Below are 17,606 nucleotides of genomic sequence, written 5' to 3'. Positions count from 1 at the left end.
GAGGGCCGTTGACGCGCCGCGGCCCGGTAGCATTCCCGGCAATGCTCGACATGGGGCGCGGCTTCAGCGCCGTCCGTCACCGCAACTTCCGTCTGTACTGGATCGGCCAGATCATCAGCCTGGTCGGCACCTGGATGCAGACTGTCAGCCTGCCGTGGCTGGTGCTGCTGCTCGGCGGCAGCCCCATCCAGCTGGGCGCCGTCCTCGCCCTGCAGTTCGCGCCGTCGCTCATCCTGGCGCCGTTCGGCGGGGTGCTCGCGGATCGGGTCGACAAGCGGCGCCTGCTGCTGACCACCCAGTCGGTCGCGGCGCTCCAGGCAGTCGTTCTCTTCGCCCTGACCGTGACCGATGTGGTCCAGGTCTGGCACGTGATGGTCCTGTCACTGGCGCTGGGCTTCGTGAACGCCCTTGACATGCCCGTCCGGCAGTCGTTCGCCGCCGACCTAGTGCCGCGCGACGACCTGATGAACGCCATCACCCTCAACTCGGCGAGCTTCAACCTGGCCCGCGTGGTGGGACCGGCAGTGGCCGGCCTGACCCTGGCGTTCTACGGCCCCGCCTTCAACTTCGCGATCAATGCGGTCAGCTACGGGGGCGTGCTGATTGCGCTGCGGCAGATGGACCCCGGCGCCATGCTCCCCCTCGCGCGGCCGACCACGATGCCCTCGATCCGGTCGAGCCTGGGTGAGGGGGTGAGCTACGCGCTGCGCACCCCGACCGTGCTCTGGCCGCTCGTCCTGCTGGCCGGGATGGGGACCTTCGGCATGAACTTCCAGACCCTGCTGCCGCTCTTCGCGCGCTTTACCCTCTCGCTGGACGCCGATGGCTATGGCGCCCTTTTCGCCGCCATGGGGCTCGGCTCGCTGCTGGCCTCCGTGGCGCTGGCCTATGTCGGCCACCGCCGGCCGCTGGTGGGCATGATCCTGTGGGGCGGGCTCGCGTTCGTGTTCTTCGAGGCGCTGCTTGGGCTCTCGCGCACCGCGGAGCTCGCCTTCCCGCTGATCGTGGCAGTCGGCCTCAGTTCGATGCTGATGATCAACACCATCAACGTCATCGTGCAGCGCAGCGTGCCGAATGAGCTGCGCGGTCGGGTGATGTCCCTCTATATCACGGTCTTCGCGGGAGTCACCCCGATCGGCGGCCTGCTGGCCGGGGCGGTGGCCGAGCTGTGGGACCCGTCGGTCGCCTTCCTGCTGGGGGCGGCCATCGGGAGCCTGTTCATCGGCCTTGTCGCCTGGCAGCTGGTGGTCCTCGGCAAGGGCCAACAGACGGTGACTGCTTGACCGATCCTCCACGCGTCCGACCCGGGTTGACCCTTGGGCTGCTGGCCCTGTCGCACGCGGTGATCCATGCCCAGTCGGCGCTGATGCCGCTGATCTACCCGATCATCATCATCGAGTTCGCGCTCAACCCGCGGGATATCGGCCTGTTCATCGCCGTGACCACCGCCGTCGGCGGCTCGATGCAGCTCCTCTACGGCTTCCTGACCCGATGGGTGGCGCGCCCCGTGCTCCTCGGCGGCGGACAGCTCGTCTTCGCGGCGGGCCTCCTGCTGTCCGGCCTGACGCATTCGCTGGGGCAGCTGCTCGCCTCCATCTCCTTCGCGCGCGTTGGGTCGAGTCCGCAGCATCCTGTCGGCAACGCCCTCCTCTCCGACGTGTATCCGCCTTCTCGCCGGGGCTTTGCCATCAGCGCCCATATCAGCGGCGGCAACGTGGGGACCGTGCTGGTGCCGTTCGTGGGGTTGGCGCTGATCGGCTCGGTGGGGTGGCAGACGACCCTTGCCCTGTTCGGTGTCCCGGCGCTCTTGACCGGGTCGCTGATCCTGTGGCGCGTCCGCGAGGATGGCGCCGCGTACCGGGCTCGTGCGCGTCGTGCCGGTTCAGTGTGGGGGCAGCTGGGCTCCGTGCTCGGTCGGCGGGACCTGCGGCTGATCCTTGGCGCTTCGCTGATCGCCGCCGGCGGGCGCGGCCTGGACATCGTGGCGCCATTCATGCTGCTCTACCTGCGCGGGCCGTTGAATCTTTCGGAAGAAACGACCGCCGTCCTCTACGCCCTGCTCCTGGTCGGCGCCGTCGTCGGGCCGCTCCTCGCCGGGTGGCTCTCCGATCACTTCGGCCGGCGTCGCACCCTCGTCGTCTACTACGTCCTGTCGGCCGTGGGCGTGCTGGCCTTCCTCGCCGCGGGCTCCAACCTGGTTCTGCTGGTGCCGCTGCTGCTGCCGTTCGGGACCGCCGTCTTCTCCGAGTCGCCGGTCCTCCAGGCCTTCCTCGCCGACCGCGCCTCGGGTCCCACTCGCGACGTCGCCTTCAGCGTCTACTTCACCTTCGCGTTTGGGATCGGGGCCTTCTGGGCGATCGTGATCGGGAATGTGGCCGCTGAGTGGGGGTATCCGGTTGCCTTCGTCCTGATGGCGGCCTCGTACCTGGGTGCCGCCTGCCTCGTTGCCCTGGTGCCCGCGCAACCCGCGACCGCCGGCGCTGCAAGTTAGGTCGTCGTCCCGTCCTACCAATGACATTGGTACAACTCGTCGCGGATGGCATCGGAAGTGGATATCTGGCAGCCATAGGCGTGTTAGCACCAACGACACTGGTAGATTCGCGCGTCGCGAGTCTCCGCCAACGCCGGACGCGCCGTTCTACCAGTGGGCTTGGTAAGCCACTGATACATCGGCGCTAAGGCCCGGGGCGGAGGATGGCCGCGTGAACTCCTTCCGGCCACGGCCTGCATCGACCGGTCGCACCCGCGCAAGCTACCTCGCCGCATCGTTCGGTCGTGAGCTCCGCATGGCCCGGATGACCGCCGGCCTGACTCAGACCAGCCTTGCCAAACGCGCCGGCGTGAGCCAGCAGCTGGCCAGCTGGGCCGAGCTCGGGACGGGCAATGTCTCACTCGAAGCGCGATGCCGGCTGGCGGCCGCGTGCGGACACGAACTCGCCTGGCGGCTTTATCCAGTTGCGACCGTCCGCCTGCGGGACTCCGGGCAACTGACGCTGGCTCAGGCGATCGTCGGGGTGGCGCATCGCAGCTGGCGTCCACGCCTGGAGGTGCCGGTTGCCGCAGGCGACGCCCGGGCAGCAGACCTCCTCCTGACAGGGCCGATGGAGATCATCCACATCGAGATCGAGCGCGCGCTCGTGGATTTTCAGGCGCAGCTCAGGTCGGCCCAGGTCAAGCGTGAGCTCCTGGCGGCCCAGGAACAGCGGCCGATCCGGCTCGTGATCGCTGTCCCGTACGCGCCGGCCAGTCGAGAGCGCCTCGCCCCGTTCTCGCAGCTGATCAGCCAGACCATGCCGGCGGAGTCCCGCGCGATCTGGCGAGCGATTCGTGGCGGCGAGCCGCTGAAGAACGACGGCATCCTGTTCGTCCGCACACCGCGCCGCCGCCAGCCCCAGTCATAGCCCACGAAACGGCTTCCGCGCGGAGCCCGCACGCCCTAGCATGTGCCCCGATGGACGACGAGCGTCTGGCCTCGATCCCACTGCTGGCAGTCCTCGACAAGCGCGCGCGCAAGCAGGTCCTGCAGACGGCGCGCGAAGCTCACTACGCGGCCGGCCAGACGGTGGTGCGCGAAGGCGATCCCGCGACCGTGCTGTATCTGATCGTCAGTGGCCACGCCGGCGTCGAGCAGGAGGGACGCAAGGTCGGCAGCATGGGGCCGGGCGAGTTCTTCGGTGAGCTTGCTCTCATCGAGGAGCACGGTAGAACCGCCACGGTCGTGGCCGAGGACGAGCTCGACTGCCTGCTGATCAGCGCCTGGGAGTTCAAGGCGTCGCTCGAGGAGCATCCACAGATGGCGATCCCGATGCTCAATGCGATCATCGCCCGGCTCCACCGTCGCGAACACCATGGCTGACGAGGCCACCAAGGAGCAGACCGAGCCGGCCGAGAAGATGGAACCCGCGGCCGAGGCCGCGACCATCGAGAACCTCCTCCGCGAGGAGCGCCTCTTCCCACCACCACCCGAGTTCGTGAGAAGCGCCACGGCCAACGACCCGCAGATCTACATGCGGACCGCAACGGAGGAGGGCTTCCGCGAGTTCTGGACGGAAGAGGCCGAGCGGATCGACTGGATGGAGCCCTGGACCGAGCTCCTCGACTGGCAGCTCCCCTACGCCAAGTGGTTCGTCGGCGGCAAGCTGAACATCAGCGTCAACTGCCTCGACCGCCACGTCGCCAACGGCCTGGGGGACAAGGTCGCCTACTACTGGGAGGGCGAGCCCGGCGACAAGCGGACCCTCACCTACCAGGACCTGCTTGACGAGACGTGCCGGATGGCCAACGCCCTGCGAGCCCTCGGGGTGCAGAAGGGCGACAGGGTCGCCATCTACATGCCGATGATCCCCGAGCTCCCGGTCGCGATGCTCGCGTGCGCACGGATCGGCGCTCCCCACTCCGTGGTCTTCGGGGGCTTCTCGGCTGACGCGCTCGCGGGCCGCATCGATGACGCGCAGTGCACCACGGTAATCACCGCCGACGGCGGCTATCGCAAGGGCGCGACGGTTCCCCTGAAGAGCAATGCGGACGACGCCATGGCGCGCAGTCCATCGGTCCAGAACTGCGTGGTGGTCAGGCGCACGGGCGACGCCGTGGAATGGCAGGAGGGCCGCGACCACTGGTGGCACGAGCTGACCGCCGACCAGCCAGCCACCGCCACCCCGGAGCCGATGGACTCCGAGGACCTCCTCTACCTCCTGTACACCTCCGGCACGACGGCCAAGCCCAAGGGCATCATGCACACCACCGCGGGCTACCTGGTCGGGACCGCGGCCACCCATCGGCTCATCTTCGACATCAAGCCGGACGACGTGTACTGGTGCATGGCCGATATCGGCTGGGTGACCGGCCATTCGTACATCGTCTACGGGCCGCTCGCCAACGCGACGACCGGGATCATCTACGAGGGCGCCATCGACTTCCCTGACAAGGACCGATGGGCCCAGATCGCCGCCCGATACCGCGCCACGATCCTGTACACCGCCCCGACCGCCATCCGCGCCCTGATGAAGTACGGGCAGGAGGCCTTCGCCGGCGACGACCTGTCGTCCCTCCGGCTGTTGGGCTCAGTAGGCGAGCCGATCAACCCCGAGGCATGGGCCTGGTACTGGAAGTACATCGGGGGAGAGCGCTGCCCGGTGGTCGACACCTGGTGGCAGACCGAGACCGGCATGATCCTGATCACGCCGCTGCCGGGGATCACCACCACCAAGCCGGGGAGCGCCACCTTCCCGTTCCCGGGTGTCAAGGCCGACGTGGTCGACGAGGCCGGCAGCACCGTGCCGCTGGGTGGTGGCGGCTACCTCGTGCTCGAGCGGCCGTGGCCGGCCATGCTGCGCGGCATCTACGGCGACCACGACCGATACGTCGAGACCTACTGGTCGCGCTATCCCGGCCGATACTTCGCCGGGGACGGCTGCAAGCGCGACGACGAGGGCTACTACTGGCTCCTCGGCCGCGTCGACGACGTGATGAACATCTCAGGCCACCGCATCTCGACGACCGAGGTGGAGTCGGCACTCGTCTCGCACCCCGCCGTCGCCGAGGCTGCGGTCGTCGGCCGCACCGACCCGATCACCGGCCAGGCCATCTTCTGCTACGTGATCCTGCGTGCCGGGTTTGAGGCATCCGAGGAGCTGGCGGCCGAGCTGCGGGAGCACGTCGCCGAGGTGATCGGGAAGCTGGCGCGGCCCAAGCAGATCATGTTCACGCCGGACCTTCCCAAGACCCGCTCCGGCAAGATCATGCGTCGCCTGCTGCGCGACATCGCCGAAAAGCGGCCCCTGGGCGACGTGACCACGCTCGCGGACGAGGGGATCGTCTCCTCGATCCGTGAGCAGTCGGGTCGGGGAGAGGACTAGCCTCGGCTCGGCTTCCGGGTATAAGCCCCACTTATGCTCCTGCACCGATAGGGGCTCTCCCGCGCACCTGGATAAGCCAGCCTTATGCAGGTTCACCGATCGGCGACCATCGGTGCACGAGTATTAGCCGGACTTACCGGCCAACCCCCGGGAGGGCATGCGAACCCACAGGAGCCCGTCCCCTCCGACTGGCACACCGGCGCGAAGGCAGGCCCAGATCCGCTTCGAGGGGACGGGAAGGGCAGCCGCCAGCAACGACCGATGATTCAGCACCGCGGCCCGGTTGCGCCGCGTATCCAGGACGGCGATGACCAGCCAAGCTGACCGGCCCGTCCGCTCGACCGTGGCCGCTCGCTTGAGCTGAGCTGCCCGCAGCTGAGCCTGGAGATCGAGGAGCGCCCGTTCCACCTCCACCGCGACCATTCCCGCAGGGCCATCCAGCACCATGTCAACTGCCCGCCGATCTGGCGCCGCACCCACAGGGACCTCCAGCCGAACCCGCCAGGCTGACGATGCGGCGGCCCTGATCGTCTCGGCGACCTGCAACTGCCCGGAGTCGCGCAGTCGTACGCCGTTCCCCGGATACAGGCGAAGCACCAGGTCATGGCCAGCCGCCGATGCGAGGCGATGCATGACGTCGAGGCTCGGCACGATCCGACCACGTTCAGCCTGGCTGATCAGAGCCTGACTGACACCGGCTCGTTCCGCTACCTGCCTCTGCGTCAGACCGGACACCGCGCGAGCGGCGACGAGTTCGCGGGCCAAGCGCCCGGCCACCTCATCGCCATGAAAGCCAAATCGAACACGGGGGGTCGGCATGCACCAAGCATGGCCAAGGGCGCCAACCGGGCAGTTATCCCTCCATTACTGCCCGTTTGCTACGATGCGCCCCGTGAGCTTCACGCGACGGACCAAGGCAATCATCGCGGCTGTTCTCAGCGTCGGATGGCTGCTCTACATGATCGTGGGGCTGCAGGTCATCAACCTCATCGCGCCGGTCCACCTGGGATCCGGGCCGGAGGGGACGGCAGCATTCATCGGCCTGGTCGCGGGCGTCTTCGTGGCCGGCTTCGTCATGTGGGCCGCCTCCGACTGACCTCCGACTGACCAAGGATTAGCCGATGCGCCTCGCCAGGGCGCGGCGACGGACAGCACCTATTCCACGTCCCCCGAGAAGAGGTTCGCGCTCGCCGCGTGCTCGCGGTCGATCGCGGGATCGAGCAGGCGCCGATACAGCCCCGGCCGACGATCGGCCATCGTGTCCCACTCGTGCTCGCCGGGGCGTCGCCGCACATGGGTCTGGCGCGCCGCCTCGGGGTCGATCTCCCCGACCAGCAGCTCTTCCTTCGTGTCGCTTGCCACCGCCAGCTGCTTCCCGTCGTAGTCGATCAGCACCGAGCGACCGATGAACGTGACTCCGCGCTCCGTCCCGACGCGGTCGCAGGCCAGCAGGTAGCAGTGGTTCTCCGCGGCGCGGGACGGGGCGAATATGCCGGGGTGGAAGTCGACGCCGACCGGCCAGTTGGTCGGCAGGGCGATCAGATCGGCCCCGTCGAGCGCGCACATGCGCGCCGCCTCCGGGAAGCGCAGGTCGTAGCAGATGAGGACGCCGATGCGCAGGCCGCCGACATCGATCACGCTCGGTGCATCGGGCCCGGGCGTGGTGAACCGGTCGACCCCGAGGTAGGGGAGATGCATCTTGCGGTAGGTGTAGCGCTTCCCATCGGGAGCCGCGACCAGCGCCGCGTTGAAGACCTCGTCGCCGTGCGCCTCGAGCGTGCCGCAGATGACGGTCATGCGGTGGACCTCGGCCAGGCCGGCGAGGACGTTATGAGCGATCACCCCGGCGCGTCGTGCAACCGGTCGCGCCTCGTCGAGCGAGCCGAACGCGTATCCGGTGACGGCGGCCTCGGGAAGGACGGCGAGGACGGCCCCCGCTGCGGCAGCCTCGGCCACCGCGCGGCCGATCCGGTCGAGGTTGCCCTCCACGTCGCCGAGCTGCGGATCGATCTGGCAGGCGGCCACGCGAAGCGTCGGCATCGGACCTTCCTTCCCGCTACCCTTCGCCGATGGCCACTCGACCCTGGCTGGTTCCGGCTGCCTTCATTTTACTCGGGCTCATCTGGGGCTCCTCGTTCCTGTGGATCAAGATCGGCATCGACGAGATGGATCCCGCCACGCTGGTCGCGCATCGGGTCAGCCTGGGCGCCGTGGCCATGCTCCTGTACGTGCGCCTCACCGGCGAGAAGCTCCCGCGGACCTTCCGCGAGCTCGTCCCCATGGCCGCCCTGGGGATGATCGCCACCGCCCTCCCGTTCTTCCTGATCACGTGGGGCGAGCTCTACATCGACTCGGGGACCGCCGCGGTGCTCAACTCCCTCACGCCGATCTTCAGCCTGATCCTGGCCGGGACGATTCTCCACACCGAGTCGGTGACGCTGGTGCGAGTGATCGGCCTGGTGACCGGCTTCGCCGGCGCCGCCCTGCTCGCCTCCCGGGAGTTCGCGCTGCGAGGCGATGCGCTGGCATTGATCGGGGTGGGGGCCGTCACCGTGGCGGCCATCTCGTATGCGGTCGGGGCCTCCGTCTCGAAGGCGATGGTGCATGGGACCCCTCGCAACGTGGTGGCGGCAGGCAACCTCACCTTTGGTGCGGTCTATATCTGGGTCTTTGCGCTGATCAGCGGGGCGAACCTCGCGCTGCCGACCCAGACCGACAGCATCATCGCGGTGCTGTGGCTGGGGCTGCTCGGCTCGTTCCTGGCCTTCATGCTCCTGTATTTCCTGATCGCGCACCTGGACGCGACGGTGGCCGCCATGGTGACCTACCTCTTCCCGGTAGTGGGGGTCACGCTCGGGGTCGTGTTCCTGAACGAGGTGCTCGATGCGCGCCTCCTCATCGGCACCGCCCTGGTCCTGATCGGGATCGTAGTGGTGAGCCTTCGGTATGATCAGGTCGTGCGAGTGGTCACCGGCTTGAGAGGCCGCGGATGAGCGGCTTCGACGAAGGGCCACGCTGGCCAGAGCGTGACGTCCCTCGAGAGCCCGATCAGGAGCCCCCGTCCGAGCCGTGGCGACCGCGGTGGTACGAACCCCCCGCGCTGGAACCCGAGCTGGAACCCGAGCGCCAACCGATTGCGGAACCGGAGCCCGAGCCAGAGCCGGAGCCGGAGCCGGAGCCTGAACCGGAGCCGGAGCCTGAACCGGAGCCCGAGCCAGAACCGGAGCCCGAGCCAGAACCGGAGCTGGCCCAGGAGGCGGAGCAGGAGGGCGACCTGCCGAGCCCCGATACCGAGGCCGCGCCGTCGACGACCTCGCTCGGCGACTCCGACGACTGGGACCCCAAGCGTGACGGCGATCGCCGCCGGCCGACGACCGCGGAGCAGGCGGTCCCGTGGCTGATCGGCCTGCTGCTGGCCCTGACGGGGATCGTGGTCGTGCTGATGGCGCTCATCTTCATCGGGCCCGAGGGAGTCTCCGGCCTGCCGAGCCCCTCGGCTTCGGCCTCGGCCTCGGCATCGGTCCAGGCCAGCGTCAGTGAAGGCCCAGCTGCCTCGGCGTCGATCGAGCCGTCGACCGGGCCCTCGGCCACGCCAGAGCCTGTCTTCGGCCCGCTCGAGATGACCTACCTGGGCCGCGCCTCCGCCGCGTCGCCGATCCGCCTCTCGCGCCGCGACTTCTCCACCACCGCCGACCCGGTGGTGCTGGCGGAGGATGCCAACGGGGTCGGCAAGTACGCATGGGCCCCCGATGGGCGTGTCGGCGCCGCGATCATCTCGGGGCGGGCGGTTGCGGTCGTGCCAGGGCAGGAGCTGCGCACCCTGACCGACCCGGTCGACGCGATCGTCTTCGCCGACGACTCGACCACGCTCTACGGCCTGCGCGTCGTGGAGGGCGCGACCAGCGATCGGGCCGAGGTGCTGCGCATCGACTTCGAAATCGGGGCGACCGAGATCATGACCACGATCACGTACCCGCACCCCGAGATCATCAAGGACCCCGCCCTGCGGGAGGCGCAGTTCGCCGACAACGGCGGCGTCGCGCGCCTGTGGGCAACGGTCGACGGCTACGTGGTGGCGTGGATCCTGGCCGAGCCGAGCAAGACCTACCGCATCGATCCGGCCGACGGGAGCTACACGGAGGTGGACGCCCAGCCGACGCTCTGGTCGCCGGACCAGCGGCTGCAGGTCAAGGTGAGCGAAGCGTCAGGTATCACCACCCTCACCCTGGCGGGGCATGACGATGTTGCCCAGGCATCGGTCAAGATCACCGGGCTGGTCAGCCACCTCCGCTGGGCGGGCACCAAGAACGCAGTCGTCTTCACCGTCGGCGTCCTCGTGGGCGGCGGGGTGCGGCAGAACCTCTACGTCTGGGACCTGGTCGACGGCATGGCCCCGTCGCCGCTCACCAGCAACGGCGCCTCGTTCGGCGCGGAGTGGCTGGGCGTGCTGCAGTCGTGGGTCCCCTGATGCAGCAGATCATCAACCCCATCGCCGTCGAGCTGGACGACACCGCCCGCCTGATGCGCATCCGCTGGGATGACGGCCACCTGGGCGAGTGGCGCTGGACCGACCTGCGTCGCGCCTGCCCCTGCGCGCTCTGCTCGGGCGAGGGGAATATGCCCGGCATCGTGACCCTCGACATGGTCTTCAGCGAGCAGCAGACGACCATGGAGCGGGTGAAATGGATCGGCCGATACGCCCTGGCGCCGATCTGGGCCGATGGCCATGACACGGGCCTCTTCACGTACACCAAGCTGCGCGAGCTGTGCCAGTGCGAGGAGCACCTCGCCCGATGACGCGGGTGCTGCAGTCCGGGTTCACCCTGGCGCTCGGCGGTGGCGGCGGCCGGGGGTGGGCGCACATCGGCGTGGCGCGGGCGCTCGATGACGCCGGGCTGCGCCCGGGCCTGGTGGTGGGCACCAGCATGGGTGCGATCGTGGGCGCCGGGATCGCCGCCGGCGTAGCGCCCCGCGAGATGGAACGCCTTGCCGGGCAGTTCTCCGTCTCGCGTGCCGTGGGCCGCGGCGGGCGGCTCGCCCTCTTCGATCCGCGGCCGCTGCTCGAGCACCTGCGACCGATCCTGGGCGATCCGTGGATCGAGGAGCTGCCGTTGCCGCTCGCGGTGTCTGCCTACGACCTGGTCGCTGGGCGGCCGGCAGCGATCACCTCGGGTCGACTGCTCGACGCGCTGGAGCGCAGCATCGCGGTGCCGCTCGTGTTCCCGCCCACGGCCGTCGAAGGCGCCGTCTGGTGCGACGCCGGTCCGTGGGAGTCGGTGCCGGTCAGCCTCGCGCGCAGCCTCTCGACGGCGCCGGTGATCGGCGTCTGGATCGACATTCCCAAGCCGGGCCTGCTCGCATCGCCGCCGGTCGCCACGCTGCTCCGCCGCCTGGGCGGTCGCCTGGGGACGGGGAGCCCGGCGGATGCGCTCACCGCCCGCCGCTACGCCGCGCTCCTGGCAACGCGCTGGGCAGACCCGGTGCACGTCGAGGAGCCCGACCTGATGATCCGGCCGCGGCTGGGTCTCACCTCGGGCCTGCAGTTCGGCCGCGTGGCCCGGATGGTCGAGCTCGGCTATCGCGACGCCCAGGCCACACTCCTGCAGGCTGGTTACGCGCCGGAGCGTCATGTCGCGTGAGCCGGCGCGACCCGCCGGACTGCTGCTGGTGCATGCCCATCCCGACGACGAGTGCTTCGCCACCGGCGGCCTGATCGCCCGCTCCATCGCGGAGGGGCGTCGCGTCGACCTGGTGGTGTGCACCGGAGGCGAGGAGGGCGAGATCCACGATCCCTCGCTGGACCCCGAAGAGGCGACACCGCGGATGCGCGAGATCCGCACGGCAGAGCTGGACTGCTCGGTTGCCGCGCTGCGGGACGGTGGCCCGGGCGAGCTTCAGGTGCATCGGCTCGGCTACCGCGACAGCGGCATGATGGATTCCGAGGCAAACGCGCACCCGGACGCGTTCTGGCAGGCGGACCTGGACGAGGCCTGCGGGAAGCTGGTGTCGGTCATTCGCGCGGCCCAGCCGGCGGTGCTGGTGACCTACGACGCCAAGGGGAACTACGGCCACCCCGACCACATCAATGCCCACAAGGTGGCGGTCTCCGCCCTGCAGGCGGCCGCCGACTCGTCGCGCTTCGACGCCGCCGGACCGGCCTGGTCGGTCGCCAAGTTCTATGAGATCGCGTTCAACCGGGACCGATGGTTCGCGGTGATGGTCGAGATGAAGGAGCGCGGCCTCAAGCTGCCGTGGGACCTCGATGCAGAGGGGGAAGAGTCGTCGGAGTCCGCTGAGGAGGAGTCATTCGGCGTGCCCGAGGCCGAGATCACGGCCTTCGTGGATGTCGAGGCCTGGTCTGGCGCCAAGTTGGCCGCGATGGACTGCCACAAGACCCAGCGCCAGGACTTCGGCTGGCTGCTCGACATGCCGGATGACCTCGCGTCGCGCATCCTCTCCCCGGAAAGCTTCGTGCTGACCCGCTGGCCGCACCGCGGAATCGCGCCCGGCCTGCGCGAGTCGTCCCTCTTCGAGGGGATCGACGAGCCCTAGCCCTGCGCGCCGCGGCTCGCCGCGCACACCGGGTGTGCACAACTGGCAAGAAGAGGCCCGGCCCCACCCGTTTGGGTCGTGAACTTGCCGCTGCCGCACGCCCCTTGAGCAGGGAGAGGAACAAGCGGCTGTATCCTGGCCGTAGTTCCCGTTTGTGCACGCCGGGTGTACACGGACCCAAGCAGCGGCACTTCCCAGGGAGGCCGTCGTTCGGTAAGGTCTCCCCTCATGGATCTCGCCCCGGTCATCTGCGCGAACTGCGGCACGCCCAACGACGCCGGCCGCAAGTTCTGCTCGGAGTGCGGCCACGGGCTCGGCGTGGCCTGCGCCGTATGCGGGACCCTCAACGCACCATCGGTCAAGTTCTGCGGCGAATGCGGATCACCCATGCAGGCCGATGCAGCGGCCGCACCCAAGGCAAGCGCCGAGCCAAGTGCCGAGCGGCGGCTGGTGTCGGTCATGTTCGCCGACCTGGTCGGCTTCACGACCGCCTCCGAGGGACGCGATGCGGAGGAGACGCGCGAGCTGCTGACCCGCTACTTCGAGATGGCGCGCGCGGCGGTCGAGCGGCACGGCGGGACGCTGGAGAAGTTCATCGGCGATGCGGTGATGGCGGTCTGGGGAGCGCCCACAGCCCACGAGGACGATGCCGAGCGCGCGGTCCGCGCGGCCATGGAGATCATCGCGGCGGTCCCGAGCCTGGGTGACGAACAGCACCCGATCCAGGCCCGCGCAGGGGTGCTGACGGGAGAGGCGGCGGTGACGATCGGCGCCGTCAACCAGGGACTGATCGCCGGTGACATGGTCAACACCGCGAGCCGCCTCCAGTCGGCCGCCGCTCCCGGCACCCTGCTGGTGGGCGAGGCGACCTACCGCGCCACGTCCAACGCCATCTCGTTCGAGCCGGCCGGCGAGCAGGCCCTCAGGGGCAAGGCCAGCCCGATCCCCGCCTGGCGCGCGATCGCCGTGGTGGCACGGCGCGGTGGATCGGGCCGGAGCGAGCTGCTCGAGCCGCCATTCGTGGGCCGCGAGGACGAGCTGCGACTGCTCAAGGACCTCTTCGACGCCACCGTCCGCGAGCGCAAGTCGCGGCTGATCAGCGTCATCGGGCAGGCCGGCATCGGCAAGTCAAGGCTGGCCTGGGAATTCGAGAAGTACCTCGACGGCGTCGTCGAAACTGTGTGGTGGCACCAGGGCCGCTCCCCGGCCTACGGGGAGGGGATCAGCTACTGGGCGCTGGTCGAGATGGTGCGGGGGCGCGCCGGCATCGGTGAGGGAGACGACGAGGCCACGATCCGCAGCCGCTTGAACGCGACGCTGGAGCAGTTCGTGCCCGACGCCGGGGAGCGGCGCTGGATCGCGCCGCGCCTGGCCGGCCTGCTGGGGATCGAGCAGCTGCCGGCCGAGAGCCGCGAGGAGCTGTTCGCGGCGTGGCGCACCCTCTTCGAGCGGATGTCCGAGCAGGCGCCGGTGGTCCTCATCTTCACCGACCTGCAATGGGCCGACCAGGGGATGCTCGACTTCGTCGAGAACCTGCTCGCCTGGGCCCGAACGGCACCGATCTTCGTCGTGGCGCTGGCGCGCCCGGAGCTGGCCGAGCGGCGGCCCGACTGGGGGAGCGGCGTCCGGACGCTCACGCGCCTCAACCTCGAGCCGCTGGCGGACGCGGAGATCGGCGAGATGCTGGAGGGGCTCGTGCCGGGACTCCCGCCCGCGGCGCTGCGCTCGATCGTGGGGCGCGCCGAGGGGATCCCGCTCTACGCGGTGGAGACGGTGCGGATGCTCCTCGACCGCGAGCTGATCGTGCCCGACGACGGCCGCTACCGTCTCACCGGAAACCTCGCCTCGCTCGGGGTGGCGGAGACGCTCCATGCGCTGATCGCCAGCCGTCTCGACGCGAACCGGCCGGAGGACCGCGCGCTGCTGCAGGACGCATCGGTCCTTGGCCAGACCTTCACCCTCGACGCGCTTGCGGCCGTGGCAGGTGAGGAGCCAGCCGCGCTGACGGAGCGGCTCGAGCGCCTCGTACGACGGCAGCTGCTCGCGCTCGACCAGGACCCGCGATCGCCGGAGCGCGGTCAATACGGGTTCGTGCAGGCGCTCGTGCGCGAGGTCGCCTACGCCTCGCTGGCGCGTGCGGACCGTCGGGTCCGGCACATGGCCGCCGCCCGCCACGTCGAGTCGCTCGGCGTCGACGAGCTGGCCGGCGTGCTGGCCAGCCACTACTTCGCGGCCTACCAGGCCTCGAAGGCCGGCGCCGAGGCCGATGCGCTGGCGGCCCAGGCCCGGATTGCGCTCCAGGCCGCGGCCGAGCGCGCTGCAGCGCTCAACTCGCACCGCCAGGCGCGCGGCTACTTCGAGCAGGCGATCACCGTGACGTCCGATCCGGCCGAGCAGGCGGTCCTTCATCTGCGCGCCACCGAGTCGGGGGAGAGCACCTTCGACATGGATCGTGCCATCGAGCATGCCAGCGCCGCACGGGAGCTCTACCGTTCGCTCGGCGACCTGCCCGGCCTGGTGCGCGCCACGACCTGGCTCGGCCGCCACCAGACCTCGGCCAAGCTCGAGCCGCAGGCGGTCGTCACATTCGAGGAGGGGCTGCGCGACGGCGAGCCGATCGCCGACTCGCCCGAGTTCGCGGCCCTGCTGGCGGAGCTGTCGCGGGTCTACATGATGATGAACCGCGACGAGGAGGCGATCGCGACGGCCGACCGCTCGCTGGAGCTCTCGGGCCGCCACGGGCTCGTGCTCCCCGTGGTCGAGGCCCTCATCAACAAGGGGACCGCGCTGGAGAACGCCGGGCGGATGACCGAGGCGGTCGCCACCCTGCGCGGGGCAATCGCCGAGGCGGAGCGCCACGGACTTGCCGTCAGCGCGCTGCGCGCACGAAATAACCTGCTCGGCGCCATCGAGGTGGACGATCTGAACGAGGCGATGGTCCTCCTGCGCGAGGGATACGAGCAGTCAGTCCGACTTGGCGGCGCGGGCTTCGTGCAGCAGTTCGTCTACAACATGGCGATTAACTCTCCACACACGGGAGAGTGGGGCGCGTGGATGGATGAGATGGCGGCAATCGAGGATGCCGAGCCACTCCATGCGTTCTACCAGGTGTCCTTCGCCGAGGCTCGCGCGTCGCTGGCCGCAGCGCGCGGTGACCAGCGTGAAGCCGATGCACAGCTGGCCCGAGCCGCCAGCGCCGCGCAGCAGCTCGACAGCTTGCTCGTGACCTCCAGCGAAGCCATGACCGAGTCGCGCGTCGCCTTCTTCCGGGGCGACTGGGTGCGATCTGCCCGACGCGGTCTCGACGCGGGACGGGACCAGAACTTCAGCCACGACGGCCCTCATTTCGCTTCGTTGGCGGCCATGGCAGGCGCGCTGCCAGGGGAACTCGCTGCCGCCATCACAGCGCTCGACGACTTTGCCCGTGGTGGACGCATCGCGGCCGCGTCATTCGCTGCCGCCGAGGCTGGCCAGGCGGCGCGAAGCGGTCGGCTCGACGAGGCGCGAGCGGGGTTCCGTCGTGCGCTGGGCCTCTTCCGCGAGGGTGGGGATCTCCTCAGCGAGGCGCTCACCGGGCTGATCTGGGGCCTGCTCGCCGGGGGACGTGACGCGGAGGCGGCCGCGGCGGAGAAGGCCGCCGAAGCCTTCTTCACCGAGCGCGGAGCCGCTCCCATGCTGGCCGACCTACACGCCGCATTCGTTCCGCTCTCGGACGAGGCTGCGGTCACCGCCACACCCGCCTCATCCCGGAGCCGCGTCCCCTCGGCATGAACGAAGAGCCGGCCCAGCAGGGCCGGCCCTCCTGGTGCTCAGCCTAGGCTCGATCCACCGTTGCCGCGCTGCCAGCCGCCACCCCCGCGCCAGCCGTCCGGCGTCGCGACCGGTTGCGGATCACCTGGCCCGCCAGCGCAGCCCCTGCCAGGCCCCCGAGCACCAGCGCAACCGGCAGCACGGGCGAAGCCGGCGCTACCGGAGGCGCCGTCACCGGAGGGGTTTCCGGAGCTCGGGCAGGGAGGACGCCGCCCCAATCGGTGCTGACCGCGACTTCGAATGGCTGTCCGATGACGTATTCGAGCTTCGCAGAGACGCCCCAGCTGCCCTCGTCGGGCAGAAGCAGCTCAGCGGTCCATCGGCCGGGCTCGCTGGCGGCAGTGGCCGGCACCGTCAACCTCGACCCGTCCGAGTTGCTGGTGAGGATGAGGACGACCGTCTGTGCCACGAAGGGCTGCTCACCCTGCGAGAGATAGATGTCGACGGACTGGCTGGTGCCGGCCTGCGGCACCCCGCCGACGTCCAGGACGGCCACGATCATCGAGCACTTCGCGGGCTTCGGATCTACGGTCTCCTCGCACTTGGCGAGAGCGCTTCCCGCGGTGGCGGCCAGGAGCAGAGCGCTCCCCAGGAGCGGGACGAGCAGGCTGCGAATCATCGGTCTCTCCTCGAAGTGATTCTGATGCTTCCTGTACACCGATGCACCTGCCCCGGTTCGCGTCCTAGTCCCCTTGCTCGATCGCCGCGAAGCCGTGGCCGCCCATCACGCGCCAGCCGATCCCGTCGTGCTCGAGATGGAAGATCGCCGGGTTCGGCATCGACACGTGGAAGGCATGGTCCACGCCCGGCTCGAGCGATTGGAGGATGAGCGAGATGACGTTGCCGTGGCTGCCGACCAGCAGCCGCCCGCCGAGCGCGTGCCGGGCCCGCAGCAGGTCGAGCGCTCGCAGCCCGCGGAGCTGCGCCTCACGGCCGGTCTCGGCGCCGGGCGCCGCGAAGTCCGGGTCGGCCCAGCCACGGGCGAGGAGATCGGCCCAGTCGTCGCTCGGCGACGAAACCAGGCGGCGCTCGCGCAGGTCGTCGAGCAGCTGCACCTCCAGCGAGCGCCGCGCGGCGGTCGGCGCGACCGTCTGCATGGAGCGCGGGTACGGGCTCGAATAGACCGCGTCGAAGTGGTACGGGTCGAGCTCGAACGCGAGCTCATCGGCGTCGCGCAGGCCCTTCGCCGTCAGTGGCCGCTGGTCGTCGTCGACCTCCCAGGGCGGCGTACCGATCGGTTCCGCCTCTGCGTGGCGGACGAGGACGATCTCCAGGGTAGGGAGGCGAGCCATGACGCGGAGTGTACGAGCCGCCACGGGCTGCCGACGCGTGCACCGCGGGCTGCCGACGCGTGCACCGCGGGCTGCCGACGCGTGCACGCTGAGC

General features: G+C 69.8%; 16 protein-coding genes. 12 read left to right on the top strand and 4 right to left on the bottom strand.

The features are described from left to right. Window positions 1–41: 41 nt before the first annotated feature. From WEB29_01570 to acs, 5 genes are all read left to right on the top strand, one after another. Window positions 42–1,283 (top strand): MFS transporter, encoded by a 1,242-nt coding sequence (locus tag WEB29_01570; protein MEX2135635.1) that lies wholly within the window; start codon window positions 42–44, stop codon window positions 1,281–1,283. Then, window positions 1,280–2,491 (top strand): MFS transporter, encoded by a 1,212-nt coding sequence (locus WEB29_01565; GenBank protein MEX2135634.1) that lies wholly within the window; start codon window positions 1,280–1,282, stop codon window positions 2,489–2,491. Before WEB29_01570 ends, WEB29_01565 begins: the two co-directional genes overlap by 4 nt. Before the next feature lie 211 nt (window positions 2,492–2,702). Beyond that, window positions 2,703–3,401 (top strand): helix-turn-helix transcriptional regulator, encoded by a 699-nt coding sequence (locus WEB29_01560; protein MEX2135633.1) that lies wholly within the window; start codon window positions 2,703–2,705, stop codon window positions 3,399–3,401. Between the two features lie 50 nt (window positions 3,402–3,451). Continuing rightward, window positions 3,452–3,856 (top strand): cyclic nucleotide-binding domain-containing protein, encoded by a 405-nt coding sequence (locus WEB29_01555; GenBank protein MEX2135632.1) that lies wholly within the window; start codon window positions 3,452–3,454, stop codon window positions 3,854–3,856. A gap of 37 nt (window positions 3,857–3,893) precedes the next feature. Then, window positions 3,894–5,858 carry an acetate--CoA ligase gene (gene acs / locus WEB29_01550; GenBank protein MEX2135631.1) on the top strand — a complete coding sequence of 655 codons (1,965 nt, stop codon included), beginning with the start codon at window positions 3,894–3,896 and terminating at the stop codon, window positions 5,856–5,858. A gap of 123 nt (window positions 5,859–5,981) precedes the next feature. Here the strand turns inward: acs and WEB29_01545 are convergent, their stop codons facing one another. Then, on the bottom strand, window positions 5,982–6,677 hold the full coding sequence (locus WEB29_01545; protein ID MEX2135630.1) for a helix-turn-helix domain-containing protein: 696 nt from the start codon (window positions 6,675–6,677) through the stop codon (window positions 5,982–5,984). 73 nt (window positions 6,678–6,750) lie between these two features. Between WEB29_01545 and WEB29_01540 the strand changes: the two genes are divergently transcribed. Continuing rightward, on the top strand, window positions 6,751–6,954 hold the full coding sequence (locus WEB29_01540; GenBank protein ID MEX2135629.1) for a hypothetical protein: 204 nt from the start codon (window positions 6,751–6,753) through the stop codon (window positions 6,952–6,954). Between the two features lie 59 nt (window positions 6,955–7,013). On the opposite strand, the gene WEB29_01535 is transcribed toward WEB29_01540, so the two are convergent. Next, window positions 7,014–7,898 carry a carbon-nitrogen hydrolase family protein gene (locus WEB29_01535; GenBank protein MEX2135628.1) on the bottom strand — a complete coding sequence of 295 codons (885 nt, stop codon included), beginning with the start codon at window positions 7,896–7,898 and terminating at the stop codon, window positions 7,014–7,016. A 29-nt stretch (window positions 7,899–7,927) separates the two neighbouring features. Here WEB29_01535 and WEB29_01530 point away from each other — a divergent pair, with 29 nt between their 5' ends. From WEB29_01530 to WEB29_01505, 6 genes are all read left to right on the top strand, one after another. After that, a complete protein-coding gene (locus tag WEB29_01530; protein MEX2135627.1) occupies window positions 7,928–8,851 on the top strand; it encodes a DMT family transporter in 924 nt (307 codons plus the stop codon). Further along, a complete protein-coding gene (locus WEB29_01525) occupies window positions 8,848–10,326 on the top strand; it encodes a hypothetical protein (protein MEX2135626.1) in 1,479 nt (492 codons plus the stop codon). Before WEB29_01530 ends, WEB29_01525 begins: the two co-directional genes overlap by 4 nt. Further along, window positions 10,326–10,655, top strand: a complete 330-nt coding sequence (locus WEB29_01520) for a DUF971 domain-containing protein (protein MEX2135625.1) — start codon at window positions 10,326–10,328, stop codon at window positions 10,653–10,655. The genes WEB29_01525 and WEB29_01520 overlap by 1 nt, the downstream gene beginning before the upstream one ends. After that, window positions 10,652–11,497, top strand: coding sequence for a patatin-like phospholipase family protein (locus tag WEB29_01515; GenBank protein MEX2135624.1), 846 nt, complete (start codon window positions 10,652–10,654; stop codon window positions 11,495–11,497). Before WEB29_01520 ends, WEB29_01515 begins: the two co-directional genes overlap by 4 nt. Then, a complete protein-coding gene (locus tag WEB29_01510; protein ID MEX2135623.1) occupies window positions 11,487–12,410 on the top strand; it encodes a PIG-L family deacetylase in 924 nt (307 codons plus the stop codon). The genes WEB29_01515 and WEB29_01510 overlap by 11 nt, the downstream gene beginning before the upstream one ends. A gap of 228 nt (window positions 12,411–12,638) precedes the next feature. Next, a complete protein-coding gene (locus tag WEB29_01505; protein ID MEX2135622.1) occupies window positions 12,639–16,181 on the top strand; it encodes an adenylate/guanylate cyclase domain-containing protein in 3,543 nt (1,180 codons plus the stop codon). A 43-nt stretch (window positions 16,182–16,224) separates the two neighbouring features. Here WEB29_01505 and WEB29_01500 read toward each other — a convergent pair whose 3' ends face one another. Together WEB29_01500 and WEB29_01495 are read right to left on the bottom strand one after the other, a co-directional pair. Continuing rightward, window positions 16,225–16,839 (bottom strand): hypothetical protein, encoded by a 615-nt coding sequence (locus WEB29_01500; protein MEX2135621.1) that lies wholly within the window; start codon window positions 16,837–16,839, stop codon window positions 16,225–16,227. Window positions 16,840–16,903: 64 nt separating this feature from the next. Continuing rightward, complete coding sequence (locus tag WEB29_01495) at window positions 16,904–17,512, bottom strand: histidine phosphatase family protein (protein MEX2135620.1); 609 nt, start codon at window positions 17,510–17,512, stop codon at window positions 16,904–16,906. Between the last annotated feature and the right edge of the window lie 94 nt (window positions 17,513–17,606).

The sequence above is a fragment of the Chloroflexota bacterium genome, from assembly GCA_040902225.1.
In the GTDB taxonomy this organism is placed as follows: domain Bacteria; phylum Chloroflexota; class Limnocylindria; order QHBO01; family QHBO01; genus CF-167.
Note: the sequence above shows the minus strand (reverse complement) of the source record. Positions and strands in the feature narration are given on the sequence as shown.

Bases quoted from the DNA above. Each gene is read 5' to 3' on its own strand.
- WEB29_01570 (MEX2135635.1), top strand. From the start codon at position 42: ATGCTCGACATGGGGCGCGGCTTCAGCGCCGTCCGTCACCGCAACTTC.
- WEB29_01555 (MEX2135632.1), top strand. From the start codon at position 3,452: ATGGACGACGAGCGTCTGGCCTCGATCCCACTGCTGGCAGTCCTCGAC.
- acs (MEX2135631.1), top strand. From the start codon at position 3,894: ATGGAACCCGCGGCCGAGGCCGCGACCATCGAGAACCTCCTCCGCGAG.
- WEB29_01545 (MEX2135630.1), bottom strand. From the start codon at position 6,677: ATGCCGACCCCCCGTGTTCGATTTGGCTTTCATGGCGATGAGGTGGCC.
- WEB29_01535 (MEX2135628.1), bottom strand. From the start codon at position 7,898: ATGCCGACGCTTCGCGTGGCCGCCTGCCAGATCGATCCGCAGCTCGGC.
- WEB29_01530 (MEX2135627.1), top strand. From the start codon at position 7,928: ATGGCCACTCGACCCTGGCTGGTTCCGGCTGCCTTCATTTTACTCGGG.
- WEB29_01525 (MEX2135626.1), top strand. From the start codon at position 8,848: ATGAGCGGCTTCGACGAAGGGCCACGCTGGCCAGAGCGTGACGTCCCT.
- WEB29_01520 (MEX2135625.1), top strand. From the start codon at position 10,326: ATGCAGCAGATCATCAACCCCATCGCCGTCGAGCTGGACGACACCGCC.
- WEB29_01515 (MEX2135624.1), top strand. From the start codon at position 10,652: ATGACGCGGGTGCTGCAGTCCGGGTTCACCCTGGCGCTCGGCGGTGGC.
- WEB29_01510 (MEX2135623.1), top strand. From the start codon at position 11,487: ATGTCGCGTGAGCCGGCGCGACCCGCCGGACTGCTGCTGGTGCATGCC.
- WEB29_01505 (MEX2135622.1), top strand. From the start codon at position 12,639: ATGGATCTCGCCCCGGTCATCTGCGCGAACTGCGGCACGCCCAACGAC.
- WEB29_01500 (MEX2135621.1), bottom strand. From the start codon at position 16,839: ATGATTCGCAGCCTGCTCGTCCCGCTCCTGGGGAGCGCTCTGCTCCTG.
- WEB29_01495 (MEX2135620.1), bottom strand. From the start codon at position 17,512: ATGGCTCGCCTCCCTACCCTGGAGATCGTCCTCGTCCGCCACGCAGAG.